Origin of the sequence: Gracilibacillus suaedae, assembly GCF_017599345.1 — a bacterium.
In the GTDB taxonomy this organism is placed as follows: domain Bacteria; phylum Bacillota; class Bacilli; order Bacillales; family Amphibacillaceae; genus Gracilibacillus; species Gracilibacillus suaedae.
Genome location: NZ_JAGFVL010000029.1, coordinates 42,399 through 63,706, shown reverse-complemented (window position 1 = coordinate 63,706; position 21,308 = coordinate 42,399). Strand labels below are relative to the sequence as shown.

The following is a 21,308-nucleotide window of genomic DNA, read 5'->3' as shown; positions in this document are numbered from 1 at the left end:
CCACTTTAATCCCCCTATTAAGACTTATTTAGTCTCGTTATAATTGTCTGTGATCTGTACAGTATGAATACGTTTCTTTCGCTATAAATATATTTTTTCACAAAAGAGAGACAGTTTTTCTTCATTTTGCTCACCTCAATGAAAAAAAATAAAAAGAATATTAAAACTTATAATAGAAAATTTCTCAAAAACTTTCTTTACCAAGTTTAATATCCTTTTTATCAATTATTAAGAATTCTATATTTTTGTGGAGGTATTCCCTCAAAACCAACAAACCACTTGTAAAAGATGAAGAATTTTCAAAACCTAATTCCTCACTGATCTTTGACATGGACCACTGTGTTGAAATTATTAAATGTTTAGCTTCTTTTAAACGAAGTTCTGATATATATACTTTTGGGCTTTTTCCGGTTTTTTTCTTAAACCATGATGAATAGTACACTGGATGGTAATGCTCTATTTCTGCTAAAGTTTCCAATCTAATTGACTCTTTGTAATTTTTATGAATGTATTCTATAGAAGGAGGTTTAGAGATTTGAATTTTGTTAGTCACATATCTAGTTAAATTTATTAAAGAAGATATGTTCTCTTGATTTCTAGCCTCTTCCAATAGCAAATAACGGATTGAAGCCCATTGTTTATCCAATTGTATATTCATTTGACTTGTATCCTCAGGTAAATATTGTATTGGAATATCTAAGACCAAGAATTCATTTCTATCCATAGAACGGTAGTTATGTTCTACCTTGGGAGGAATATACAAACAATATTCTGAGTTAAGTTTGATTTCTTGCCACATCAATTGTATATCTAAGGATCCTTTCAAGGGAAAAATAAGTTGTCCATACTCATGATGATGAGATCTAAACTCTCTAGTATAGGATCTTTTCTCACATGTTATATGGTTTACATTGTTCATTTATTTCCCCCCTAAATTCTCACCTTAGATTGTATTATAATCCAATAAGAAGAGTTTATAAAGATTTAGCAAATCGGGTTATGAACCCAATACAACTATTAGTCTTATTTAAGTAATGGGTTAGTTAAAGTAAGAATAGCTTAATTGGCAGCTGGATGTTAAAGTAACGTACCTTTAACGCTACAATCTTCATCATTTAAAACTTTTTATTGTCTTTTTCTAATTCTGTGTTTATGTTGTAAACGGGCACAATATTTCTGCACAAAACAGCCACTTTTTATCAAATTGAGACGGATTTTTTCACAAACATTTTTTGTATATTCTCAATCAATTATAAATAATTATACCGAAAATGGCTTGACATGGAGCCTCTGTGCGCATGATTCTCACACCAGGAAGCCAGCAGTTTCAGGGACTGACTTCTCCGACGAGGCTATCATGCCCACCACTCCATGTAAAGCCGTGCTTGTATCTTTATAAGAGATTGGGTGCTGAATTAATCTGAAATTCACAATCTGAAATAAAGTGAAAGTTTACATTTATGTCTCCAAGTTCATTAATTCTTCTAAAAACGAAGATGTTTGTTGCGTAGTATTAAGTCTACTACGTAATACAAGAGTTAAGCTGAGCCATGTGTAAAAACTGATTATAAAATATTAAATCTTTTATCACCAGAGAAACCGCAGTGGTAAACAGTCTGTAGTTCTTTGGTACACTTTGGGTCATTTTGTGGTAAAAAACTATGCCAGAGGTGGTACATTTCAGTGGTCGTATTAAACCGATGTTACTCCTTGTTGTTCTCTTTTAGTGTTCAACAATATCCTAAAGTCAACACTGCGATTATGATTTATTAAAAAGTTAACAAAATAGGAATTTAAATCCAGTTCCCTATAGATGTAAGAATATTTGGAGATTTATGTGATATAAATTTATTAATATTGCAACAATATACTTAGTAATAAAAGTATCGAAAACGCTTTATTTACCCCGACATATATTCTGGGGCCAATAAACAAAGACTGAAAGAAAAAAGAAACTCTTTAATCTCCCAGCCTATCCAAACGTTCTTAATTTTAATGTATCAAGTTTTTCTTTTTCCATCTTTATTCGACTAATTTCCAATTAAATTGTGTCGATTCTAAATCATCTTTCTCTCTTTCAAAGAAAAAGATTGATTTTGTGCGATACATTTAAAGATGGAATACTTTTAAAAAAACCCGAATTTATTTAAATAAACAATATTGAACCACCAAAAGTTTGTGGATTTTCGTTGTAGCAATAGTTTATGCTTATTTGAATTTATTATGGTAGTTCACAATAAATTATCAAGCATAAGATTGCATAAAGTATATTCAAGCATAAGCTTTCATTTTATGAAAATTTATGCTTGAAGTAACAAATTATCACATAAAAAAACCACCAATTATGTATTGGTGGAGACGGTGGGAGTCGAACCCACGTCCAAGGATATCGTCACTCAGGCGTCTACACGCATAGTTGGTATATTACGCATTCGCTAGCTCTTCTGCCTACCAACAGGCGTCCGAATAGCTAGTCTGATTAGTCTCTTCTACCGATCCACAGACGGAGGATGGCAGCGTAGCCCACTAATAAGTGAGACCCTTCAATCTACCACATGGGCGATGATAGGAAGGATCCTTTAACAGTGCTTACGCAGCTGCTAAAGAGTAATTGTTTTCTTTGCCAGTTATTATTGGCGTTAACGTTTTACGAGACGTAACCTCGACGCGCAACCTGAGCTCGATCTACCCCTGTCGAATCCGTAACGTCCCCATATAAAATATAAGGGCCCACGGACAAGAGCATTTTTTACTCGCTCTTATTCAATTATAGATGTCCTGCCGATATTTTTATTATACCATAAATTATATGGAATTCAAGATATCCCACTTGGTAAATTTTAGTTCAAACGATCTTTGATTGCTCGGTCCATATCACGTTTGGCCTGTTTCTGTTTTAAATCTTCTCGTTTGTCATATTTCTTTTTCCCTTTACCTAAACCAATTAGGACTTTGGCAAAACCATTTTTAATATAAACCTTCAATGGTATAATCGAATACCCTGCTTGCTGACTTTCTCCGATTAATTTATCGATTTGCTTACGATGTAATAATAATTTTCGAGCACGAGTAGGCTCATGATTATAACGATTCCCCTGCTCATACGGGGAAATGTGCATATTGTTAATATATGCTTCCCCTTGTTTAATCGTTGCAAAACTATCTTTTAGGTTAACTCGTCCTGCTCTGATCGACTTTATCTCCGTTCCTTGGAGGACAAGACCAGCTTCATATGTTTCTTCTATAAAATAATCATGATTTGCTTTTTTATTTTGTGCAATTACTCTTCCATCATTTTTTCCCATAATCCGTTCCTCCTATTGCTACGTAAAGCCTATTTTAACAAAAAATCGAGAAACGTGCGAATGGTTAGTTGAAATTTTCTAAGAAAGGTTGATCCTTTCACAACCCTTCAGCAGCTGGAATAAGCAAGGTCCCAGCTGCATCGGTAAAGTTAATTATTTATTTTTCTTCTTTTTACGTGCTTTTTTCTTTTTCTTGCCATTTGCTCCTGATTTTTGGGATTTTTTTGCTGTCTTCTTTAATTCACCATTACCACGCTTGGCATTGATGACTTTTCCTTCTTTAGAAGACTTCTTTTTTCTCGGCAACATCCCAACAATTTCAAAGTCAACAGCTCGTTCATCTAGATTGACTTGAGCAACTTTTATCGTGATTGCATCACCTACTTGAAATACATTACCGGTTCTTTCTCCGATCATTGCGTAAGCCCGCTCGTCAAAATGATAATAATCATCAGTTAAATAGCTTACATGCACAAGACCTTCCACAGTATTTGGCAGTTCTACAAACAGACCAAAGTTTGTAACAGAACTAATGACTCCTTCATACTCTTCACCTATCTTATCTTGCATGTATTCTGCCTTTTTCAAGTCATCTACTTCACGTTCAGCATCCACTGCAGCTCTTTCTTTTAATGAGGCTTGTTTGGCAATGACTGGCATCTTATCTTTCCAGCGTTGTCTTGTTTGTTCATCTAATTTGTTTTCGATAAGATAAGTCCTGATCAAGCGATGAACAATTAAGTCAGGATATCGTCGGATCGGTGAAGTGAAATGGGTATAAAACTCGGTTGCTAACCCAAAATGTCCGATCCCCTGTGGATCATATTTCGCTTGTTTCATCGAACGTAACATCAGTTTGGAAATAATCATATCTTCCTCTGTTCCCGCTACTTCGTCTAGAACATTTTGTAATGCTTGCGGATGAATTTCATTCGAAGTTCCTTTCACGACATAACCAAACCTTGCGATAAATTCAAAGAATGTTTGCAATTTAGATGGGTCTGGATCTTCATGAATACGATGAATAAAAGGAACATCCATCCAGTGAAAATGCTCTGCTATTGTTTCATTGGCACATAGCATAAACTCTTCAATTAAACGTTCCCCTACTGAACGCTCTCGAATCACAACGTCCTGAGCTTTTCCTTCTCCGTTCACTAATACTTGTGCTTCTTTAAAATCAAAGTCAATTGCACCACGCCCAAATCGTTTTCCTCGTAATATCTCGGCTAAATCTTCCATATCCTTAAACATAGGCACTAATGCTTCATAACGATCGATCATTTCCTGATCATTATCCACTAATATTTGATTGACCGCTTTATAAGTCATTCTTTCTTTTGTTTTAATGACTGCCTGGAATATCTCGTGATTGACTACTTCACCTTTCGAACTAATTTCCATATCACATCCTAATACAAGACGATCAATCTGTGGATTTAATGAGCAAATACCATTAGATAAACGGTGTGGGATCATTGGAATAACTCGGTCAACTAGATAGACACTTGTACCCCGCTCAAACGCTTCCTTATCAATAGGCGAATCTTCTTTTACATAATGAGTCACGTCGGCAATATAGACTCCTAATTTATAATTACCATTGTCTAGCCTTTTAACTGTTACCGCATCATCTAAATCCTTCGCATCTGCTCCATCAATGGTAACAATTGTTTCATCTCTTAAGTCACGACGCCCTTGTACATCTTCTTCGCTTATTTCCTCGGAAATATTTTCCGCTTGTTCTAGTACTTCTGGTGGAAAATCGATCGATATACCATTTTTATAGATGATCGATAAAATATCCATACCAGGATCATTCTTATGCCCAAGGATTTCCACCACACTTCCTTCAGCACTCATTCTCCCTTCAGGATATTTAGTAATTTCTACAATCACTTTGTGTCCATCTACAGCACCTTTTGTTTCTCCTTTCGGTACAAAGATATCATTTGGTATTCGTTTATCGTCTGCTATTACAAAACCAAATGCACCATTATCTTCATACGTACCGATAATTTCCTTCGTAAAACGTTCTATAATCCTTACGACGACACCTTCTGCTCTTTTTCCGTCATCATCACGTCGATCGACACGGACAAAAACCTTATCTCCATTCATAGCAGATGCTAAGTCGGCATGATTAATATAAACATCTTCCATTCCTTCATCCTCTGGGATTAAGAAGGCAAACCCTTTCGCATGCATTTGAATCGTTCCACGAATTAAATTCATTTTCTCCGGTAAGCCATAACGATTTTTTCGTGTTCGGATAAGTTCACCTGATTCCTCCAGAGCGTTTAAAGCTTTCATTAATTCTGTAAATTGATCCGCGTCTTCCAATTCTAAAACCTCTTCTATTTCCTGTACCGACAGAGGCTTTGTAGCATTTTCATTAAAAAAGTTTAGTATTTGTTGTTGTAATGATTCCATATCGTCACCTCTTTCTCTATTTTCTGCTTTACAACGAAGTATATACAGAGATGTCTAGTTCCAGTTGTTTTTCTTATCGTATGGCTATGACCAGTCCAGTGATTCTAAAAATGTAGCCACATCTTCATGTAATTGTTCTTTATCCTTGCTAAATGTAATTGCATGTCCTGCATTCTCATACCATTTAATCTGCTTATTATCAGATTCTACATTTTCATAAATATAATTCGCACTTTCCGGATTAATCATTTCATCGTTTGTTGCTTGTACTACGAAAGTCGGCGTGTAAATCATATCTACATTTTCCTTAACACGTGTAATCGACGTTTCAATTTCTCGAAAAAGTTCTTTGGACTCTTCTAATAATTGCTCTACTTCTTCTTCGATTTTTTCATCATCTTTTCCTTCTAATTGTTTATACTCTTTCGCAAATTTCCGGAAACCGATCGTTAATTGCTGCTCATTGTCAAAGTACATCGGAGAACACATCGTTACTACTCCTTGCAGTGGTGTATTCCCTGCTAGCCGTAACGCTAATACTCCTCCAAGCGATAAACCTATAACTGCAATTTTTTGATGGCCATTATCTTTAAGATGTTGATAAGCTTGTTGAACATCTTCCCACCATTCTTCAGCAGTAACACCTATTAATTCTTCCGGAGACTTGCCATGGCCTCGATAGATCGGTGCATAACAGGTATAGCCTTCACCATTTAAATATCTTCCAAGCATTCTCATATCTGCTGAATGACCAGTAAAACCATGTAATAATAATACCGCACGTTCGTCTCCTTCAAACATAAATGGTTCTGGTTTTTTCATCTTCATTCTATGTAGACTCCTTTCATAAAGCAAGACAGTCGGACTGCCTACATCCTATTAATGTATATTTCCCTTTAATCTTTTTCACATTCTTTTTATGTTAAAGAAAAGCACAGAGCGCCCGCTAAAGAACGTAGCGACTGGAGCGAATTAACTGAGATAAAGAAATCACGGTAAAAAGCGAACCGATGATGACTTATCGTAGGCAATTCGTGAAGTCGCCTAGTTTCTGGCGCTTGCGTGGACAGATACCCAAACTTTATACTTTCTTAGCTTTGAAACAAAAACATCCTCTGCATTTTTGCAAAGGATGTTTTATTGATGCTATATTAATTTGTCCTTTTATTGATTATAATAGATAAGCAATAGCAAAAGTAAGAACAAATAGTAGTACACCCGTGATGACTGTCCCACGGTGTAACACTGCATCGACACCTCTTGCTTTTTGCTTACCAAATAATTGCTCAGCGCCACCTGAAATAGCTCCAGATAGTCCTGCACTCTTACCGGACTGTAATAATACAAATACGATTAATACGATGGCATCAATAATTAACAAAGTCATTGCAACGGTTAACATGTTGCAAACCCCCCTTAGACGTACAAATACATATCTACAATGTAGCAAAAAGTATATCAAATAGCAAGAAGTTTCTACTAATTATCCCCTAGTGATATGATAAGATAGAATATGAAATAGTAAAAGCAACAAACGGCGATTGTATCTCTCTAGGCAATAATGTTTGTAAGCGGACATTTAGTACGTTACTTGCTGAAATAATTACCCTTTTTCACTGTTGGTGGACATTTAATCCTTTATTCGTTTCATTTCGGCTTAATTTGCGTTATTTTCAATCAATAGCGGAATAGATGTCCGCATGCACCCTAAAAACGGTAATTTTGTCACAAATAACGTACTAAATGTCCGCATTCCACTCGAATTTATCGAACCAGCTATAGAAAAGGAGCGTGAACAAGATGAAGGCTGATTCTTTTTGGTTTCGTACGACTGATGATCATGAACTTTTCGTTAAGCGCTGGCAAAGCAGTTCTTCACCAAAAGCAATTATTCAAATTGCTCATGGCATGGTGGAACATATCGAACGATACCAGTCCTTTGCAACATTCTTAGCGTCACATGGATTTACTGTCTATGGACATGATCATCGTGGACATGGTCAAACTGGTACTAATGTAAACGCACTTGGCTATTTTGCTGAGGAAAACGGGTTTGACCGTGTCGTACAAGATTGCATCGAATTGACTGAGATGATTGAAATAAAACATCCACGAATCCCTATTTTCCTCCTAGGACACAGTATGGGATCCTTTATTAGTAGAAGATATCTCATGTTAGCACCTGAACACTTAGCAGGAGTTATTCTCGTTGGTACAGGATTCCAACCAAACAGTTTATTAAAAATCGCCAAACAACTCACAAAAGTAGTCGGTCACCTCAAAGGAAAGAAAACAGAAGCTAAATTAATGAATAAACTTACCTTTTTCGGCTATAACAAAAATACGGATAATCAAACGGCTTTTGATTGGATATGTTCAGATCAAAATGAAGTAGAAAAATATCAACAAGATAAATGGTGTGGTTTTATACCGAGCAACCAATTTTTCTACGATTTGTATACTGGATTACAATTAATTCAATCTAAGGATACGACCGATACCATTCCAAAAGGTATTCCTTTATATTTTGTAAGCGGAAAAGAAGACCCTGTTGGACAATATGGACAAGGTGTACTAAAAGCAGTTGCATTTTACCGTTCTTTAGGTTTGGAACATGTTGACTATCATTTATATGAGAATGGAAGACACGAAATTTTAAATGAAACCAACAAAACAGAGATATTTCACGATATTGTCACATGGATTGAAGAGCAAATGACTTGTCACAACTTAACACAATCTTTATAATAAGCATGTTACTTTATAATTTTCCTTGAAATATAACCTATAGAAAGAGTAAAATTAGGTTGTAGTACTATCTAAATATAATTTTATTAGGAGGTTTTTCTTATGGCAGTAGAAAAAACAGTAACAATCACAGATGAAACAGGAGTTCACGCACGTCCAGCAACAGTACTAGTGAATAAAGCAGGTAGCTTTGCATCTGATATGAATTTAGAATATAACGGGAAATCCATCAACTTAAAATCTATTATGGGTGTTATGTCTCTAGGTATTCCTCAAGGTGCTGAAATCAAAATCATTGCTGATGGTTCTGATGAACAAGAAGCACTAGATGCAGTGGTTGAGGTAATCAAATCAGAAGGTCTAGGAGAGTAATTCATACATGAGTCAATTAACAGGTATAGCAGCATCAAATGGAATAGCGATTGCAAAAGCGTATAAACTCGCTATTCCAGACCTTTCTTTTGATAAAAAGAAAGTAGATGATACATCAACTGAAGTCGAACGTTTAACGAAAGCGTTGGAAATTTCTAAATCAGAATTGGAAAAAATCAAAGAGCATGCTCGTACCTCCTTAGGCGACGAGCATGCGGAAATTTTTTCTGCTCATTTACTAGTACTAGGTGATCCTGAACTCATTAATCCGATCAAGGATAAAATTGAGTCAGAACAAGTCAATGCAGAATTTGCATTAGATGAAACAGCACAAATGTTTATTGACATGTTCGAAAATATGGATAATGAATACATGAGAGAACGTGCTGCAGATATCAAGGATGTTACGAAACGAGTAATGGCACATTTATTAGCGGTTTCCTTCCCAAATCCTGCCTTAATAGATGAAGAAGTAATTGTCATTGCTGAGGACTTAACTCCATCAGATACTGCACAATTAAACAAACAATTTGTACAAGGTTTTACAACAAATATTGGTGGTCGTACTTCTCACTCCGCTATTATGGCACGCTCTTTAGAAATTCCAGCAGTTGTTGGAACCAAGACAATTACAGAGCAAGCAAAAGAAGGCGACATCTTAATTGTTGACGGTATTGATGGTGATGTCATTATCAATCCAACAGAAGACGAAATTAACGAATATCAAAAGAAACAAGAGAATTTTGAAAAACAAAAGCAAGAATGGGCTAAACTGAAGGATGAACCTACTGTTTCTAAAGACGGTACACATGTTGAATTAGTTGCTAACATTGGTACACCAAATGATGTAGAAGGTGTTATCAACAATGGTGGTGAAGGTGTAGGTTTATATCGTACCGAATTCCTATACATGGGTAAAAATGAACTTCCAACAGAAGATGAGCAATTTGAAGCTTATAAATCGGTATTGGAACAAATGGGAGACAAGCCTGTAGTCGTTCGTACACTCGACATCGGTGGAGATAAAGAACTTCCCTATTTAGAATTACCGGAAGAAATGAACCCGTTCCTTGGCTATCGTGCTATTCGTCTTTGTCTAGAACGTGATGATATTTTCCGTACACAACTACGTGCATTACTTCGTGCAAGTACATACGGAAATTTAAAAATTATGTTCCCGATGATTGCAACACTGGACGAATTCCGTCAAGCGAAAGCCATCCTACTGGAAGAAAAGGAAAACTTGACGAATGAAGGAACCGAAGTATCTGATAGTATCGAAATTGGTATTATGGTTGAAATTCCTTCCACTGCAGTTATTGCTCGTCAATTTGCGAAAGAAGTTGACTTTTTCAGTATTGGAACAAATGACTTAATTCAGTATACATTAGCAGCTGACCGTATGAATGAACGAGTAAGCTACTTATACCAACCATATCACCCAGCAATCCTTAACCTTGTCAACAATGTGATTGAAGCAGCACATGCAGAAGGTAAATGGGCTGGAATGTGTGGAGAAATGGCTGGTGATTCGATCGCAATTCCGATTCTACTTGGATTAGGTCTTGATGAATTTAGTATGAGTGCAACGTCAATTTTGCCTGCTCGTACACAAATTAAAGACCTATCAAAAGAAGAATTAGCTTCCTATAAGGAACAGCTCCTCAGCATGGATACAGCAGACGAAGTAGAAGCGTTTGTCCGAGAAAAAACAAATCAATAAACTCTCAAAACGACTCGGAATTTATTCTGGGTCGTTTTTCTGTGTACTCTTGCTTTTGTAATAAAGCGCATACATGAAAACTCATTCAACATTTTAATATGAAACAATTATGATTGCAATAATTTAGCCTGAGGGCAAGGGTACCCAGCAAATCAACGGACGTTCCCCTGCCCACAGGCTATTTATTTACATTTTGATGCTATTCCGTCTGTAAGCCCCTCACTGATCATAGTCTCACTTTATTTGATCGATTCATTAACCATAGGAAATAAGGGGCTCCGATGATCGCCACGATGATTCCTGAAGGGATTTCTTTTGGCACTAAGAGTGTTCTACTTAATACGTCAGCAACCATAAGGGTGACACCACCTAACAATGCTGTAGTAAAAAACAAATGCTTGTGAGCCGGTCCTAACAGCAAACGGGCAACATGCGGTGCAATCAATCCAACAAACCCTATTGTACCAACCGTTGCAACACTTGCAGCCGCTACAACAGAAGCTAATAAGGCTAAATAAAACCTCGTCTTCATTACCGATAACCCTAACCCTTTCGCTGTATCATCTCCCAGTGCCAATGTATGAATCCGATCACTGACTAAATAGACTATTGGAACGAGAATAAGAAGTGGTCCAACCAAATAATATACTAGTTCCGTCCAACTTTTCGCATAGGTCGTACCAGATAACCAAGTTAATGCAGAAGCTACTGCCATATCTGAACGAACTACCATAATTTGAATCACTGCTGATCCAAACGCAGAGATACCGATACCAAGTAATGCTAGCAAAGTCGGCTGAAATTCCGCACGATAAGCAAGCGCCATTACAACTATAAAGGCTACAAGCGCACCAATAAACGCACCTAACGGAACCCATACGGCCGAAATAGAACCAATATATAGGAAAATTAACGCTCCAACACCAGCACCTGATGTAATACCGATTACAGATGGGTCTGCTAATGGATTACGTAATACTCCCTGAAAAATATAGCCACTAATCGCTAACAACACACCACTTGCTGCAGCAACTAATAACCTTGGTAGCCGCAAATCTAGCACCATACTTTTAATAAATTCATCATTATTTAAAAAGAGTGCCTGAAAGGTTTGAACTAATTGGATTCCGTTGTTTCCAGTAGAAATACCGACAAATAGTACCGCCACTGCGACCAAACTAAGAAAGAGAATTATCCATTTTTGTATAGCTAGCGAATTATTTTGCCCTGCTAATATGCCTGTATCCTTGCTACTATATTTCTTGTTTTGTTTATTCATTATTAGCCAGATTAACCATGGTGCACCGATAAACGCTGTAATAGCCCCTACAGGTAACTCGGAAAAAGATGGATCTAATATTCTAGCAAGAACATCCGCACCTATTAAGACAATAGCTCCCCATAAAAAAGAAGCTAAAATGACTATATGATGCTTTTGAAAACCTAATAATTTAATAAGATGAGGAGCAATCAACCCGACAAACCCAATCGGTCCCACCACACTAACGGTTACAGAGGTAAGAAAAACAGCAATTATTACCGTAATAATTCTTATTCGTTGTACTTTTTGTCCTAATCCAGTCGCCACTTCTTCTCCCAATTGAAACAAGTCTAATGATTTCGCAATCAATATAGAGCCAATGAGTCCGATTATGATAAAAGGTAAGGCAAATTGTACGCCTTGCCAGTTGTTTTGCACCAGTGTACCCGCTCCCCATAAAAATAGACCAGCAGTTTCATTCTCAAAAAAGATCTGTAATAGCGAAGTAAAAGCGGAGAACATCATTGTAACAACCATACCCGCTAATACCATTTTGACAGGATTTGCATTGGCCACTCCTGCCAACGTATATACGAGGACTGCTGTTAAAATACCGCCAAGAAAAGCAACTAATAAGCCACTCCAGCCACTTGTTGCAGAAATAAATACACTAGCAAATACAACCGCAAAATAAGAGCCAGAATGTATCCCCAAAGTACTGGCAGATGCTAACGGATTTTTCGTTATCGTTTGCAAAAGCACTCCAGATACTGCTAAAGCGCCACCAGCCAAGATACCAATAACTGCTCGTGGCATGCGTAGAAAACGAATGGTATGGTGTTCCAACTGATCTTCTGGCCTAAAAATCGCATTAAAAATAGCAGAGGGTGCAATCGAGACACTACCTTGATTCATATGTATAAATAATAGGAAAAGCAAAAGGACGGCTCCGCCCCCAAAGGTCAGAACCGCTCTTGCTATATAACTCTGTTTTGACATCAATTATCACTTCTCTTGTATTAATGCTTCCTTAATCTGATTTGCAAAAACTTCGGCAGATAATGGACCACCAAATGTCCATGTATCACCTGGCAATTGATATGTTCTACCTTCTTTCACAAATGAGAGTTCTTCCCATGCAGGATTACCTGCCAATTGATTGGTAAATACATTATCATCTTCCTGCACAATATAGAAGAAATGAGCATCCTGGGCTGTCTGTAATGATTCTACACTAGTTTCATCAAAACCGTAAACTTGGAATCCTTCTGACTGATAGGCATTGTCCAAGCCGATTTTAGTCATAATCTCTGTTGCCATCGCATTATCTTTAAATAATCTAATAACAGGAGAACTATCAGAGCTAAATGCCTGTGATAATACAAAGTCTGTATTGTCAATACCTGCTTCAGCAATTTCTGCTTCGATATCCTGATAGCTTTGATCCAACTCTGTTAAAATTTCGTCTGCTTGCTCTTCTTTTTGAACAAGTTTAGCCATTTCTTTGAAGGTAGCTTCCATTTCTTCATATTGCGTACCTTCTTCTTCTTCAGGATAGGAATTATAGGCCAATGTTGGTGCAATCTCTTCTAAACTGTCCATAATCGCTTCATGACGATAATTAGCAGTTATAATAACATCTGGATCTAATGCATGTATAGCTTCCAAATTTGGCTCTTGGCGAGTACCTACATCTTCTACTTCTTCACCTAATTCAGCTTCTATGTTTACCCATGAATGGTATCCTTCAATATCAGCCATACCAACTGGTTGTACACCAAGCGCTAATAAATCTTCTGCATAAACCCACTCTAATACAACAATACGTTCAGGCACTTCATCAAATGTATGCTCTCCATCAATGTCTGAGACAGTAATAGCACCACTCTCTGCTGCTGCTTCATCTTCTGTATCTGTTTCTTCTTGATTTTGCTCTTCTTCAGTCTCACTGTTGTCACTTCCACAAGCAACAGCAAAGATACTAACGAGCAATCCTATCATTAATAGTAATAGTCCCTTTTTCATAAAAAGATTGTCCCCTCTCTTATGTATTTATTCTAATTGAAAAAGATTATCATTTATAACATATTCATATTACACTTCCGTCAGTAAACTGTCAAGTAGAATTAGAACTGCTAATCAAAGAATTAGTTGTCATCGGTAAAATCATTGTTTTTACTTGCTTGTTTATCTAGCTTTTAAATCTTATCTTCACGTTGGATTTGTTGTAAACCTTGGTTTATTCAACAAATCTCTTTGCTCTCCTCTTGGATTTGTTGATTATCTTGATTTATTCCACAAATCTTTTCGTTCTCCTCTTGGATTTGTGTTCACATCAACACATCTTCTCGCTGAGGTATATATTTTTACATATAACGAAAAACAGCACCCTCCTATTGGGGTGCTGTTTTAATTATGCTATAGCTTATTTGTTTAAGTTGTAGAATGCTGTTTTTCCAGCGTATTTTGCTGTGCCTACTAGTTCGTCTTCGATGCGAAGTAGTTGGTTGTATTTCGCAACACGGTCTGTACGAGATGGTGCACCTGTTTTGATTTGACCAGCATTTGTTGCAACTGCGATATCTGCAATAGTTGCATCTTCTGTTTCACCAGAACGGTGAGAGATAACTGCTGTGTAACCAGCTCGTTTTGCCATTTCGATCGCTTCGAAAGTTTCTGTTAGTGTACCGATTTGATTTACTTTTACAAGGATAGAGTTACCTACACCTTGATCGATACCTTGTGCAAGACGTTTTGTGTTTGTAACGAATAAGTCGTCTCCAACTAATTGAACACGGTCACCGATACGGTCAGTTAATAGCTTGTGACCTTCCCAGTCGTTTTCATCTAAACCATCTTCAATAGAAACGATTGGGTATTTATTGATCATCTCTTCATACCATCCAACCATTTCTTCAGAAGTACGAACAACACCTTCTCCTTTAAGGTTGTACTTGCCATCTTCATAGAATTCAGAAGACGCTACGTCCATTGCAAGCTTTACTTCTTCACCTGGTTTGTAACCAGCAGCTTCGATTGCTTCAATGATTGTAGAAAGTGCTTCTTCGTTAGATTTTAAGTTTGGAGCGAAACCACCTTCATCACCAACACCAGTGTTGTAGCCTTTTCCACTTAATACTTTTTTCAAGCTGTGGAATACTTCTGCACCCATACGAAGTGCTTCACGGAATGTTGGAGCACCTACAGGCATAATCATAAATTCTTGAATATCTACGTTGTTATCAGCATGCTCTCCACCGTTAAGGATATTCATCATTGGTGTAGGAAGTGTAGTGGCATTGAATCCGCCTAAGTAAGTGTATAAAGGTACTCCTAGGTAGTCAGCTGCTGCGTGTGCTGCTGCCATTGAAACACCAAGAATTGCATTTGCACCTAATTTTCCTTTGTTTTCTGTACCATCAAGCTCTAATAATAGTTGGTCAATAACAACTTGACGAGTTACATCGATACCTAATAATTCAGGTGCAATTACTTCATTAACGTTCTCTACTGCTTTTAATACACCTTTACCTAGGTAACGGTCTTTGTCACCATCACGTAATTCTACTGCTTCATGTTCACCAGTAGAAGCACCACTTGGAACTAGTGCAGAACCGAATGCTCCTGATTCTGTAAAGATTTCAACTTCAACTGTTGGGTTACCACGGGAATCTAATACTTCGCGTGCATAAACATCTGTAATGTAAGGCATAATGTAAAACTCTCCTTTTTAAGATTATTTTTGAATAAGGCTTTCGCCTGTCATCTCTTTTGGTTTTTCTACTTGTAATAAATCTAATAATGTAGGCGCCAGATCAGCTAAAATACCACCCTCACGCAACTCGACACCATCTTTTGTCACGATGACTGGCACCGGATTCGTTGTATGAGCAGTCATCGGATCACCATCAAGCGTAACTACTTCGTCTGAATTACCATGGTCTGCTGTAATAATCGCTTGACCACCTTTTTCGATGATTTTGTCAACCACTTTTCCTAGACATTCATCAACGGTTTCGATTGCCTTAATTGTCGGCTCCAGCATACCTGAGTGACCGACCATATCTGGGTTAGCAAAGTTTAAGATGATCGCATTTTGTTCATCTTTATCTAACTCTTCTAATAATGCATCTGTAACTTCATATGCACTCATTTCTGGCTTCAAGTCATATGTTGCCACTTTCGGTGAATCGATCAGTATACGCTTTTCACCAGGGAACTCTTGCTCACGTCCCCCACTCATGAAGAAGGTAACGTGGGGATACTTTTCCGTTTCTGCAATACGTAGTTGTTTTAGATCATTTTGTGCTAAAACTTCTCCTACTGTATTATCTAAGTTGACTGGTTCATAAGCTACATAACCGTCGACTGTTTCACTAAAGTTTGTGAGACATACGAAGTGGATATTTTTTGGTGCTTTGTCGCCACGGTCAAAATCACGGAAATCTTCATTTGCAAACGTACGTGATATTTGGATGGCACGGTCTGGACGGAAATTATAGAAAATCACCGCATCTTCATCCTGAATCGTAGCTCTTGGTTCCCCATTCTTATCTGTAATGACAGACGGGATTACGAATTCATCATAGATTTCATTTTTGTAAGAATCTTCTACAACTTCGAATGGATCGGTATATTTAGGGCCTTCTCCGTATACCATCGCATCGTAAGACTTTTTAACACGATCCCAACGCTTGTCACGATCCATGGAATAATAGCGTCCGGAAATTGTGGCAAATTCTCCAACACCATATTCTTTCATTTTCTCTAAAGCTTGCTCAATATAGATTTTAGCTGATTTTTGATCGACATCACGACCGTCTAAAAAGGCATGTACATATACTTTTTTAAGACCTTTGTCGGCAGCAAGCTTTAATACTGCATACATATGCTCAATATGACTATGTACACCACCATCTGACAACAATCCGAAAACGTGGAGTGCTTTATCATTCTTTTTCGCATGTTCTACTGCATTTAGTAATACTTGATTGTCAAAAAAGTCGCCATCTTTGATCGATAAGTTAACACGAGTTAAGCTTTGATACACGATACGACCGGCACCAATATTTAGGTGGCCAACTTCTGAGTTACCCATCTGTCCCTCTGGAAGGCCAACCGCTTCACCACAGGCAGTTAATTGACTTGTTGGATATTGGTTCCAGTAACGATCAAAGTTTGGTGTATTAGCTTGTTTTACTGCATTTCCTTTTTCTTCATCCCTTAATGCATAACCATCAAGAATGATGAGTGCTGCTAGTTTATTCTGGCTCATTTTGTACCAGCCTCCACTAACTGTAAGAAGGAATCAGCCTCAAGACTTGCACCACCTACTAATGCGCCATCGATATCAGATTGTGCTAATAATTCGTTCACATTAGCTGGTTTGACACTTCCACCGTATTGAATACGAACAGCATCAGCTGCTGCAGCAGAAACCGCATCTGCTACGACTTTACGGATATGGGTACATACTTCATTAGCTTGTTCAGAAGTAGCTGTTTTTCCTGTTCCAATTGCCCAGATTGGCTCATAAGCAATAATCGTTTCTTTCACTTGTCCTTCTGAAAGTCCTGCAAGTGCTGCTTTTACTTGCTCTTCCACAACAGTCATCGTTTGATTTGCTTCACGTTGTTCTAGTGTTTCACCAACACAAACAATTGGTACTAAGTTATGAGCAAAGGCAGCATGAGCTTTTTTGTTTACTGTTTCATCTGTTTCAGCAAACATTTCACGACGCTCAGAGTGTCCTAGCACTACGTATGTTACACCAATGTCAGCAAGCATACTTGGGCTTACCTCGCCAGTAAATGCCCCACTTTCTTCAAAATGCATGTTTTGTGCTGCAACCTCTAGGTCGGTTCCTTTTGTTTTTTCTACTAATGTTGGTAAGTAAGGAAAAGGTGCACAAACTACAGATTCTACCTTGTCATTGCTAGCTACTTTGTCTTTGGTATCTTCGACAAATTGTACAGCTTCACCTAGTAGTTTATTCATTTTCCAGTTACCTGCAATTACTTTTTTACGCATATTCTTCACCTCTCCTTTGATTACTTGTCGGTTAGTACACTAACACCAGGCAGTTCTTTACCTTCCATAAATTCTAAGGAAGCACCGCCACCAGTTGAGATGTGGTCCATTTGCTCTGCGTAGTTAAATTTCTCAACTGCTGCTGCAGAATCTCCACCACCAATTACAGTATAACCTTCTGTTTTACTTAGTGCATCTGCGACAGCTTTTGTACCATTAGCAAATGTTTCTAATTCAAATACACCCATTGGTCCGTTCCAAATAACAAGCTTAGAATCGCTAACAATATCTGCATATTTTTCGCGGGTTTTTGGTCCGATATCCAATGCTTCTAAATCAGCTGGGATCGAATCAATATCAACGATTTGCGTATTCGCATCATTAGAAAAGTCATCTGCAACAATAACATCTTCAGGCATAACAAAATTTACACCTTTTTCTTTAGCTTTTTGCATATACTCTTTTGCTAATTCAATTTTATCTTCTTCTAATAGTGATTTACCAATTTCATGTCCTAATGCTTTAACAAACGTATAGGCAAGACCACCACCGATGATCAAATTATCAACTTTATCTAATAAATTATCGATCACACCGATTTTATCTTTTACTTTTGCACCACCGATAATTGCTGTAAATGGACGATCTGGATCAGACAATGCTTTTCCCAATACTTCTAATTCTCTTTCTAAAAGGAATCCTGCTGCAGATGGAATATGTTCTGCAATACCTGCTGTTGAAGCATGTGCACGGTGTGCAGCACCAAATGCATCGTTTACGAAGTAGTCTGCAAGGCTCGCGAATTCTTTTGCTAGAGCTGGGTCATTTTTTGTTTCACCAGGTTCAAAACGTACATTTTCAATTAACAAGAGGTCACCGTCTCCTAGTTGGCTAACCGCTTGGTTGACTTCATCGCCATATACTTCATCAGTTTTAATAACGGATTTGTTACTTAAGTCGCTTAGACGTTTAGCAACTGCATCCATGCGAAGTTCTTCTACTACTTCTCCACCCGGACGACCTAAGTGACTGGCAAGGATAACCTTTGCACCTTGTTCTGATAAGTATTTAATTGTTGGTAATGCTGCTTTAATACGTGTGTCATCTGTAATTTCGCCGTCTTTCATTGGCACGTTAAAGTCAACACGGCAGAATACCTTTTTACCATTAACGTCAATGTCTTTAATTGTTTGTTTGTTCATTCGTATGAACCTCCTTAAGGACTTGGATATTGCAATGTGATGATGGGATGTGTGGACACACTTACATTCCACCACCAATAGTTTAACCTAGTATGAACTTCAGGCAAAAACGGGAGGAGGATCAATCCCCCTCCCGTTCATTTGTTACGCTTATAGTCCTTGTTTTTTAAGATATGCAGCTAAGTCCACTACACGACTAGAGTATCCCATTTCATTGTCATACCAAGATACTACTTTTACCATGTTACCTTCCATTACCATTGTAGAAAGTCCATCAATAGTAGAAGAGTTAGTGTTTCCGATATAGTCAACAGATACTAGTGGCTCATCAGAGTATCCAAGGATACCTTTCAAGTGACCGTCTGCTGCTTCTTTTAATGCACCATTTACATCTTCAACTGTTACTTCTTGATCTAGTTCTGCAACTAGGTCAACTAGTGAACCGTCTGGAGTAGGTACACGCATTGCCATACCATTTAATTTACCTTCTAATTCAGGTAGTACTAGAGATACTGCTTTTGCAGCACCAGTAGTTGTTGGAATGATATTCTCAGAAGCTGCACGAGCACGACGATAGTCTTTGTGTGGTAAATCTAGAATTTGTTGGTCGTTAGTATATGAGTGAATAGTAGTCATCATACCGCGTTTTAGACCGAATTTATCGTTTAATACTTTAGCATATGGAGCTAAACAGTTTGTTGTACAAGAAGCGTTAGAAATTACATGGTGGTTAGCTGGATCGTATTGATCTTCGTTAACACCCATAACTACTGTAATATCTTCTTCTTTTGCAGGTGCAGAAATGATAACTTTTTTCGCACCAGCATCTAAATGTTTAGCTGCTGCATCACGTTGTGTGAAGATACCAGTAGATTCAACAGCGATTTCTACTCCAAGGTTACCCCATGGTAAGTTAGCTGGGTCACGCTCAGAAAGAACTTTAATTTCTTTGCCACCTACAACTAGAGAATCTCCATTAACAGAAACTTCTTCTTCTAGTTTTCCGTGTACAGAGTCATATTTAAGTAGATGTGCAAGCATATTCGCATCAGTTAAGTCGTTAACTGCTACTACTTCTACCTCATCATTTTTTAAAGCTTGACGAAAAACGTTACGACCGATACGGCCAAAACCATTAATACCTACTTTTACTGCCATGCTTAATTCCTCCTTAAAGTATCCTTTATAATTTATATTTAAAGGGATGAACCCTTTAACAACTCCTGCGCTGCCGCTTCGTCTGTGATCAATACATTACTTTTCCCTTGTTTGAAGTAAGATTGAATGGCTTTTGCTTTCGAAGAACCACCGGCTACAGCAATAACATATTGTGCTTGTTCGAGTTCCTCTAATTGCATACCAACAGTGCGAACCTTGTAAACGACCTCCCCTTGCTCATCAAGGTAGTAGCCAAAGGCTTCACTCACAGCGTTACCACTTCTTAATTTATTTAATACTTGATCAGAAGCTTTACGGCGCTTTGCCATCGTAAATGCGTCACCAATACTGTGTAAGACTATTTTAGTATCATGAATCATTTCTAAAATATCCTTAATAGCTGGTTCTTCAATAATTGAATGGTATGTTTCCTCACTTAACGGATCAGGCACATATAACATGCGATAATTACCATTTGCTTTTTTAGCCATCTGGGCACAAATGGTGTTAGCTTGATTTTCCACTTGCTCTCCTAAACCGCCTCTTGCTGGGACAAACGTACAATTCGCAGCATGTTCTAACGGCTTCATCTGATTGGCTACTTCCGCCATCGATGTGCCACCTGTAACTGCTATTGTTTGATTGGAAGTTAATATGGAACTTAAAAACTGCACACACGCTTTTCCCATATCCTGCTTAACAGATGGTTGTGTATCACTATTCCCCGATACGATAATGACATGCTCCAATTGTAATTTATCCTTAATTTGAGATTCTAAAACACGAAATTCGGAAATTTCATTCATAAATGACGATAACTTCTCAATAATCGTGTCCCCTTCATCCGTAACCTGCATCCCTTTAGAGGTTACCATTATAAACCCATGCTTGCTTAAAAACTCAATTTCACTACGAACAACTCGTTCTTTTAGTTTGATATTGTCAGCTAAGCTACGGCGTCCGATTGGTTGCATCATTTGTATGTAATGAAGTATTTTATATCGTTTCTGCATGATATCGAGTAAATCCGGGTACAATTTTTCTTGAATATCTAATAAATCTTTCAATCGGAAACG

16 protein-coding genes and 1 other RNA gene are annotated in these 21,308 nt (G+C 37.6%); 3 read left to right on the top strand and 14 right to left on the bottom strand.

What is annotated here, in order from left to right; translation table 11 throughout:
• Positions 1–184: 184 nt before the first annotated feature.
• From J5J03_RS07335 to secG, 6 genes are all read right to left on the bottom strand, one after another.
• The gene (locus J5J03_RS07335) at positions 185–919 is read right to left on the bottom strand and encodes an AraC family transcriptional regulator (protein ID WP_231710641.1); all 735 of its coding nucleotides are present in this window, start codon (positions 917–919) and stop codon (positions 185–187) included.
• A 1,431-nt stretch (positions 920–2,350) separates the two neighbouring features.
• Positions 2,351–2,713: a transfer-messenger RNA gene (gene ssrA / locus J5J03_RS07330) on the bottom strand.
• 127 nt (positions 2,714–2,840) lie between these two features.
• Complete coding sequence (gene smpB / locus J5J03_RS07325) at positions 2,841–3,305, bottom strand: SsrA-binding protein SmpB (protein WP_163579205.1); 465 nt, start codon at positions 3,303–3,305, stop codon at positions 2,841–2,843.
• Between the two features lie 153 nt (positions 3,306–3,458).
• Positions 3,459–5,738, bottom strand: coding sequence for a ribonuclease R (gene rnr, locus J5J03_RS07320; protein WP_208588085.1), 2,280 nt, complete (start codon positions 5,736–5,738; stop codon positions 3,459–3,461).
• 84 nt (positions 5,739–5,822) lie between these two features.
• The gene (locus tag J5J03_RS07315) at positions 5,823–6,566 is read right to left on the bottom strand and encodes an alpha/beta hydrolase (RefSeq protein ID WP_208588082.1); all 744 of its coding nucleotides are present in this window, start codon (positions 6,564–6,566) and stop codon (positions 5,823–5,825) included.
• Between the two features lie 343 nt (positions 6,567–6,909).
• Positions 6,910–7,140 (bottom strand): preprotein translocase subunit SecG, encoded by a 231-nt coding sequence (gene secG / locus J5J03_RS07310; protein WP_018930939.1) that lies wholly within the window; start codon positions 7,138–7,140, stop codon positions 6,910–6,912.
• A 398-nt stretch (positions 7,141–7,538) separates the two neighbouring features.
• Here secG and J5J03_RS07305 point away from each other — a divergent pair, with 398 nt between their 5' ends.
• From J5J03_RS07305 to ptsP, 3 genes are all read left to right on the top strand, one after another.
• Positions 7,539–8,486 carry an alpha/beta hydrolase gene (locus tag J5J03_RS07305; RefSeq protein ID WP_208588075.1) on the top strand — a complete coding sequence of 316 codons (948 nt, stop codon included), beginning with the start codon at positions 7,539–7,541 and terminating at the stop codon, positions 8,484–8,486.
• Between the two features lie 102 nt (positions 8,487–8,588).
• Positions 8,589–8,858, top strand: coding sequence for a phosphocarrier protein HPr (locus J5J03_RS07300; protein WP_208588073.1), 270 nt, complete (start codon positions 8,589–8,591; stop codon positions 8,856–8,858).
• A 7-nt stretch (positions 8,859–8,865) separates the two neighbouring features.
• Positions 8,866–10,581: a phosphoenolpyruvate--protein phosphotransferase gene (gene ptsP / locus J5J03_RS07295; protein ID WP_208588064.1), complete on the top strand. Its 1,716-nt coding sequence runs from the start codon at positions 8,866–8,868 to the stop codon at positions 10,579–10,581.
• A gap of 226 nt (positions 10,582–10,807) precedes the next feature.
• On the opposite strand, the gene J5J03_RS07290 is transcribed toward ptsP, so the two are convergent.
• The 8 genes from J5J03_RS07290 to J5J03_RS07255 all read right to left on the bottom strand — a co-directional run bounded on the left by J5J03_RS07290 (position 10,808) and on the right by J5J03_RS07255 (position 21,299).
• The gene (locus J5J03_RS07290) at positions 10,808–12,841 is read right to left on the bottom strand and encodes an iron ABC transporter permease (RefSeq protein WP_208588062.1); all 2,034 of its coding nucleotides are present in this window, start codon (positions 12,839–12,841) and stop codon (positions 10,808–10,810) included.
• 6 nt (positions 12,842–12,847) lie between these two features.
• On the bottom strand, positions 12,848–13,867 hold the full coding sequence (locus J5J03_RS07285; protein WP_208588060.1) for an ABC transporter substrate-binding protein: 1,020 nt from the start codon (positions 13,865–13,867) through the stop codon (positions 12,848–12,850).
• 400 nt (positions 13,868–14,267) lie between these two features.
• Complete coding sequence (eno, locus tag J5J03_RS07280) at positions 14,268–15,554, bottom strand: phosphopyruvate hydratase (protein ID WP_208588058.1); 1,287 nt, start codon at positions 15,552–15,554, stop codon at positions 14,268–14,270.
• Positions 15,555–15,578: 24 nt separating this feature from the next.
• Positions 15,579–17,117 (bottom strand): 2,3-bisphosphoglycerate-independent phosphoglycerate mutase, encoded by a 1,539-nt coding sequence (gpmI, locus tag J5J03_RS07275; RefSeq protein WP_208588056.1) that lies wholly within the window; start codon positions 17,115–17,117, stop codon positions 15,579–15,581.
• Positions 17,114–17,872 (bottom strand): triose-phosphate isomerase, encoded by a 759-nt coding sequence (gene tpiA, locus J5J03_RS07270; protein WP_208588054.1) that lies wholly within the window; start codon positions 17,870–17,872, stop codon positions 17,114–17,116. Before tpiA ends, gpmI begins: the two co-directional genes overlap by 4 nt.
• A 20-nt stretch (positions 17,873–17,892) precedes the next feature.
• Positions 17,893–19,074 (bottom strand): phosphoglycerate kinase, encoded by a 1,182-nt coding sequence (locus tag J5J03_RS07265; protein ID WP_208588052.1) that lies wholly within the window; start codon positions 19,072–19,074, stop codon positions 17,893–17,895.
• Between the two features lie 150 nt (positions 19,075–19,224).
• Entirely contained in the window at positions 19,225–20,232 is a 1,008-nt protein-coding gene (gene gap / locus J5J03_RS07260) for a type I glyceraldehyde-3-phosphate dehydrogenase (protein ID WP_208588050.1), read from the bottom strand.
• Positions 20,233–20,270: 38 nt separating this feature from the next.
• The gene (locus J5J03_RS07255) at positions 20,271–21,299 is read right to left on the bottom strand and encodes a sugar-binding transcriptional regulator (protein ID WP_269435798.1); all 1,029 of its coding nucleotides are present in this window, start codon (positions 21,297–21,299) and stop codon (positions 20,271–20,273) included.
• Positions 21,300–21,308: the final 9 nt, after the last annotated feature.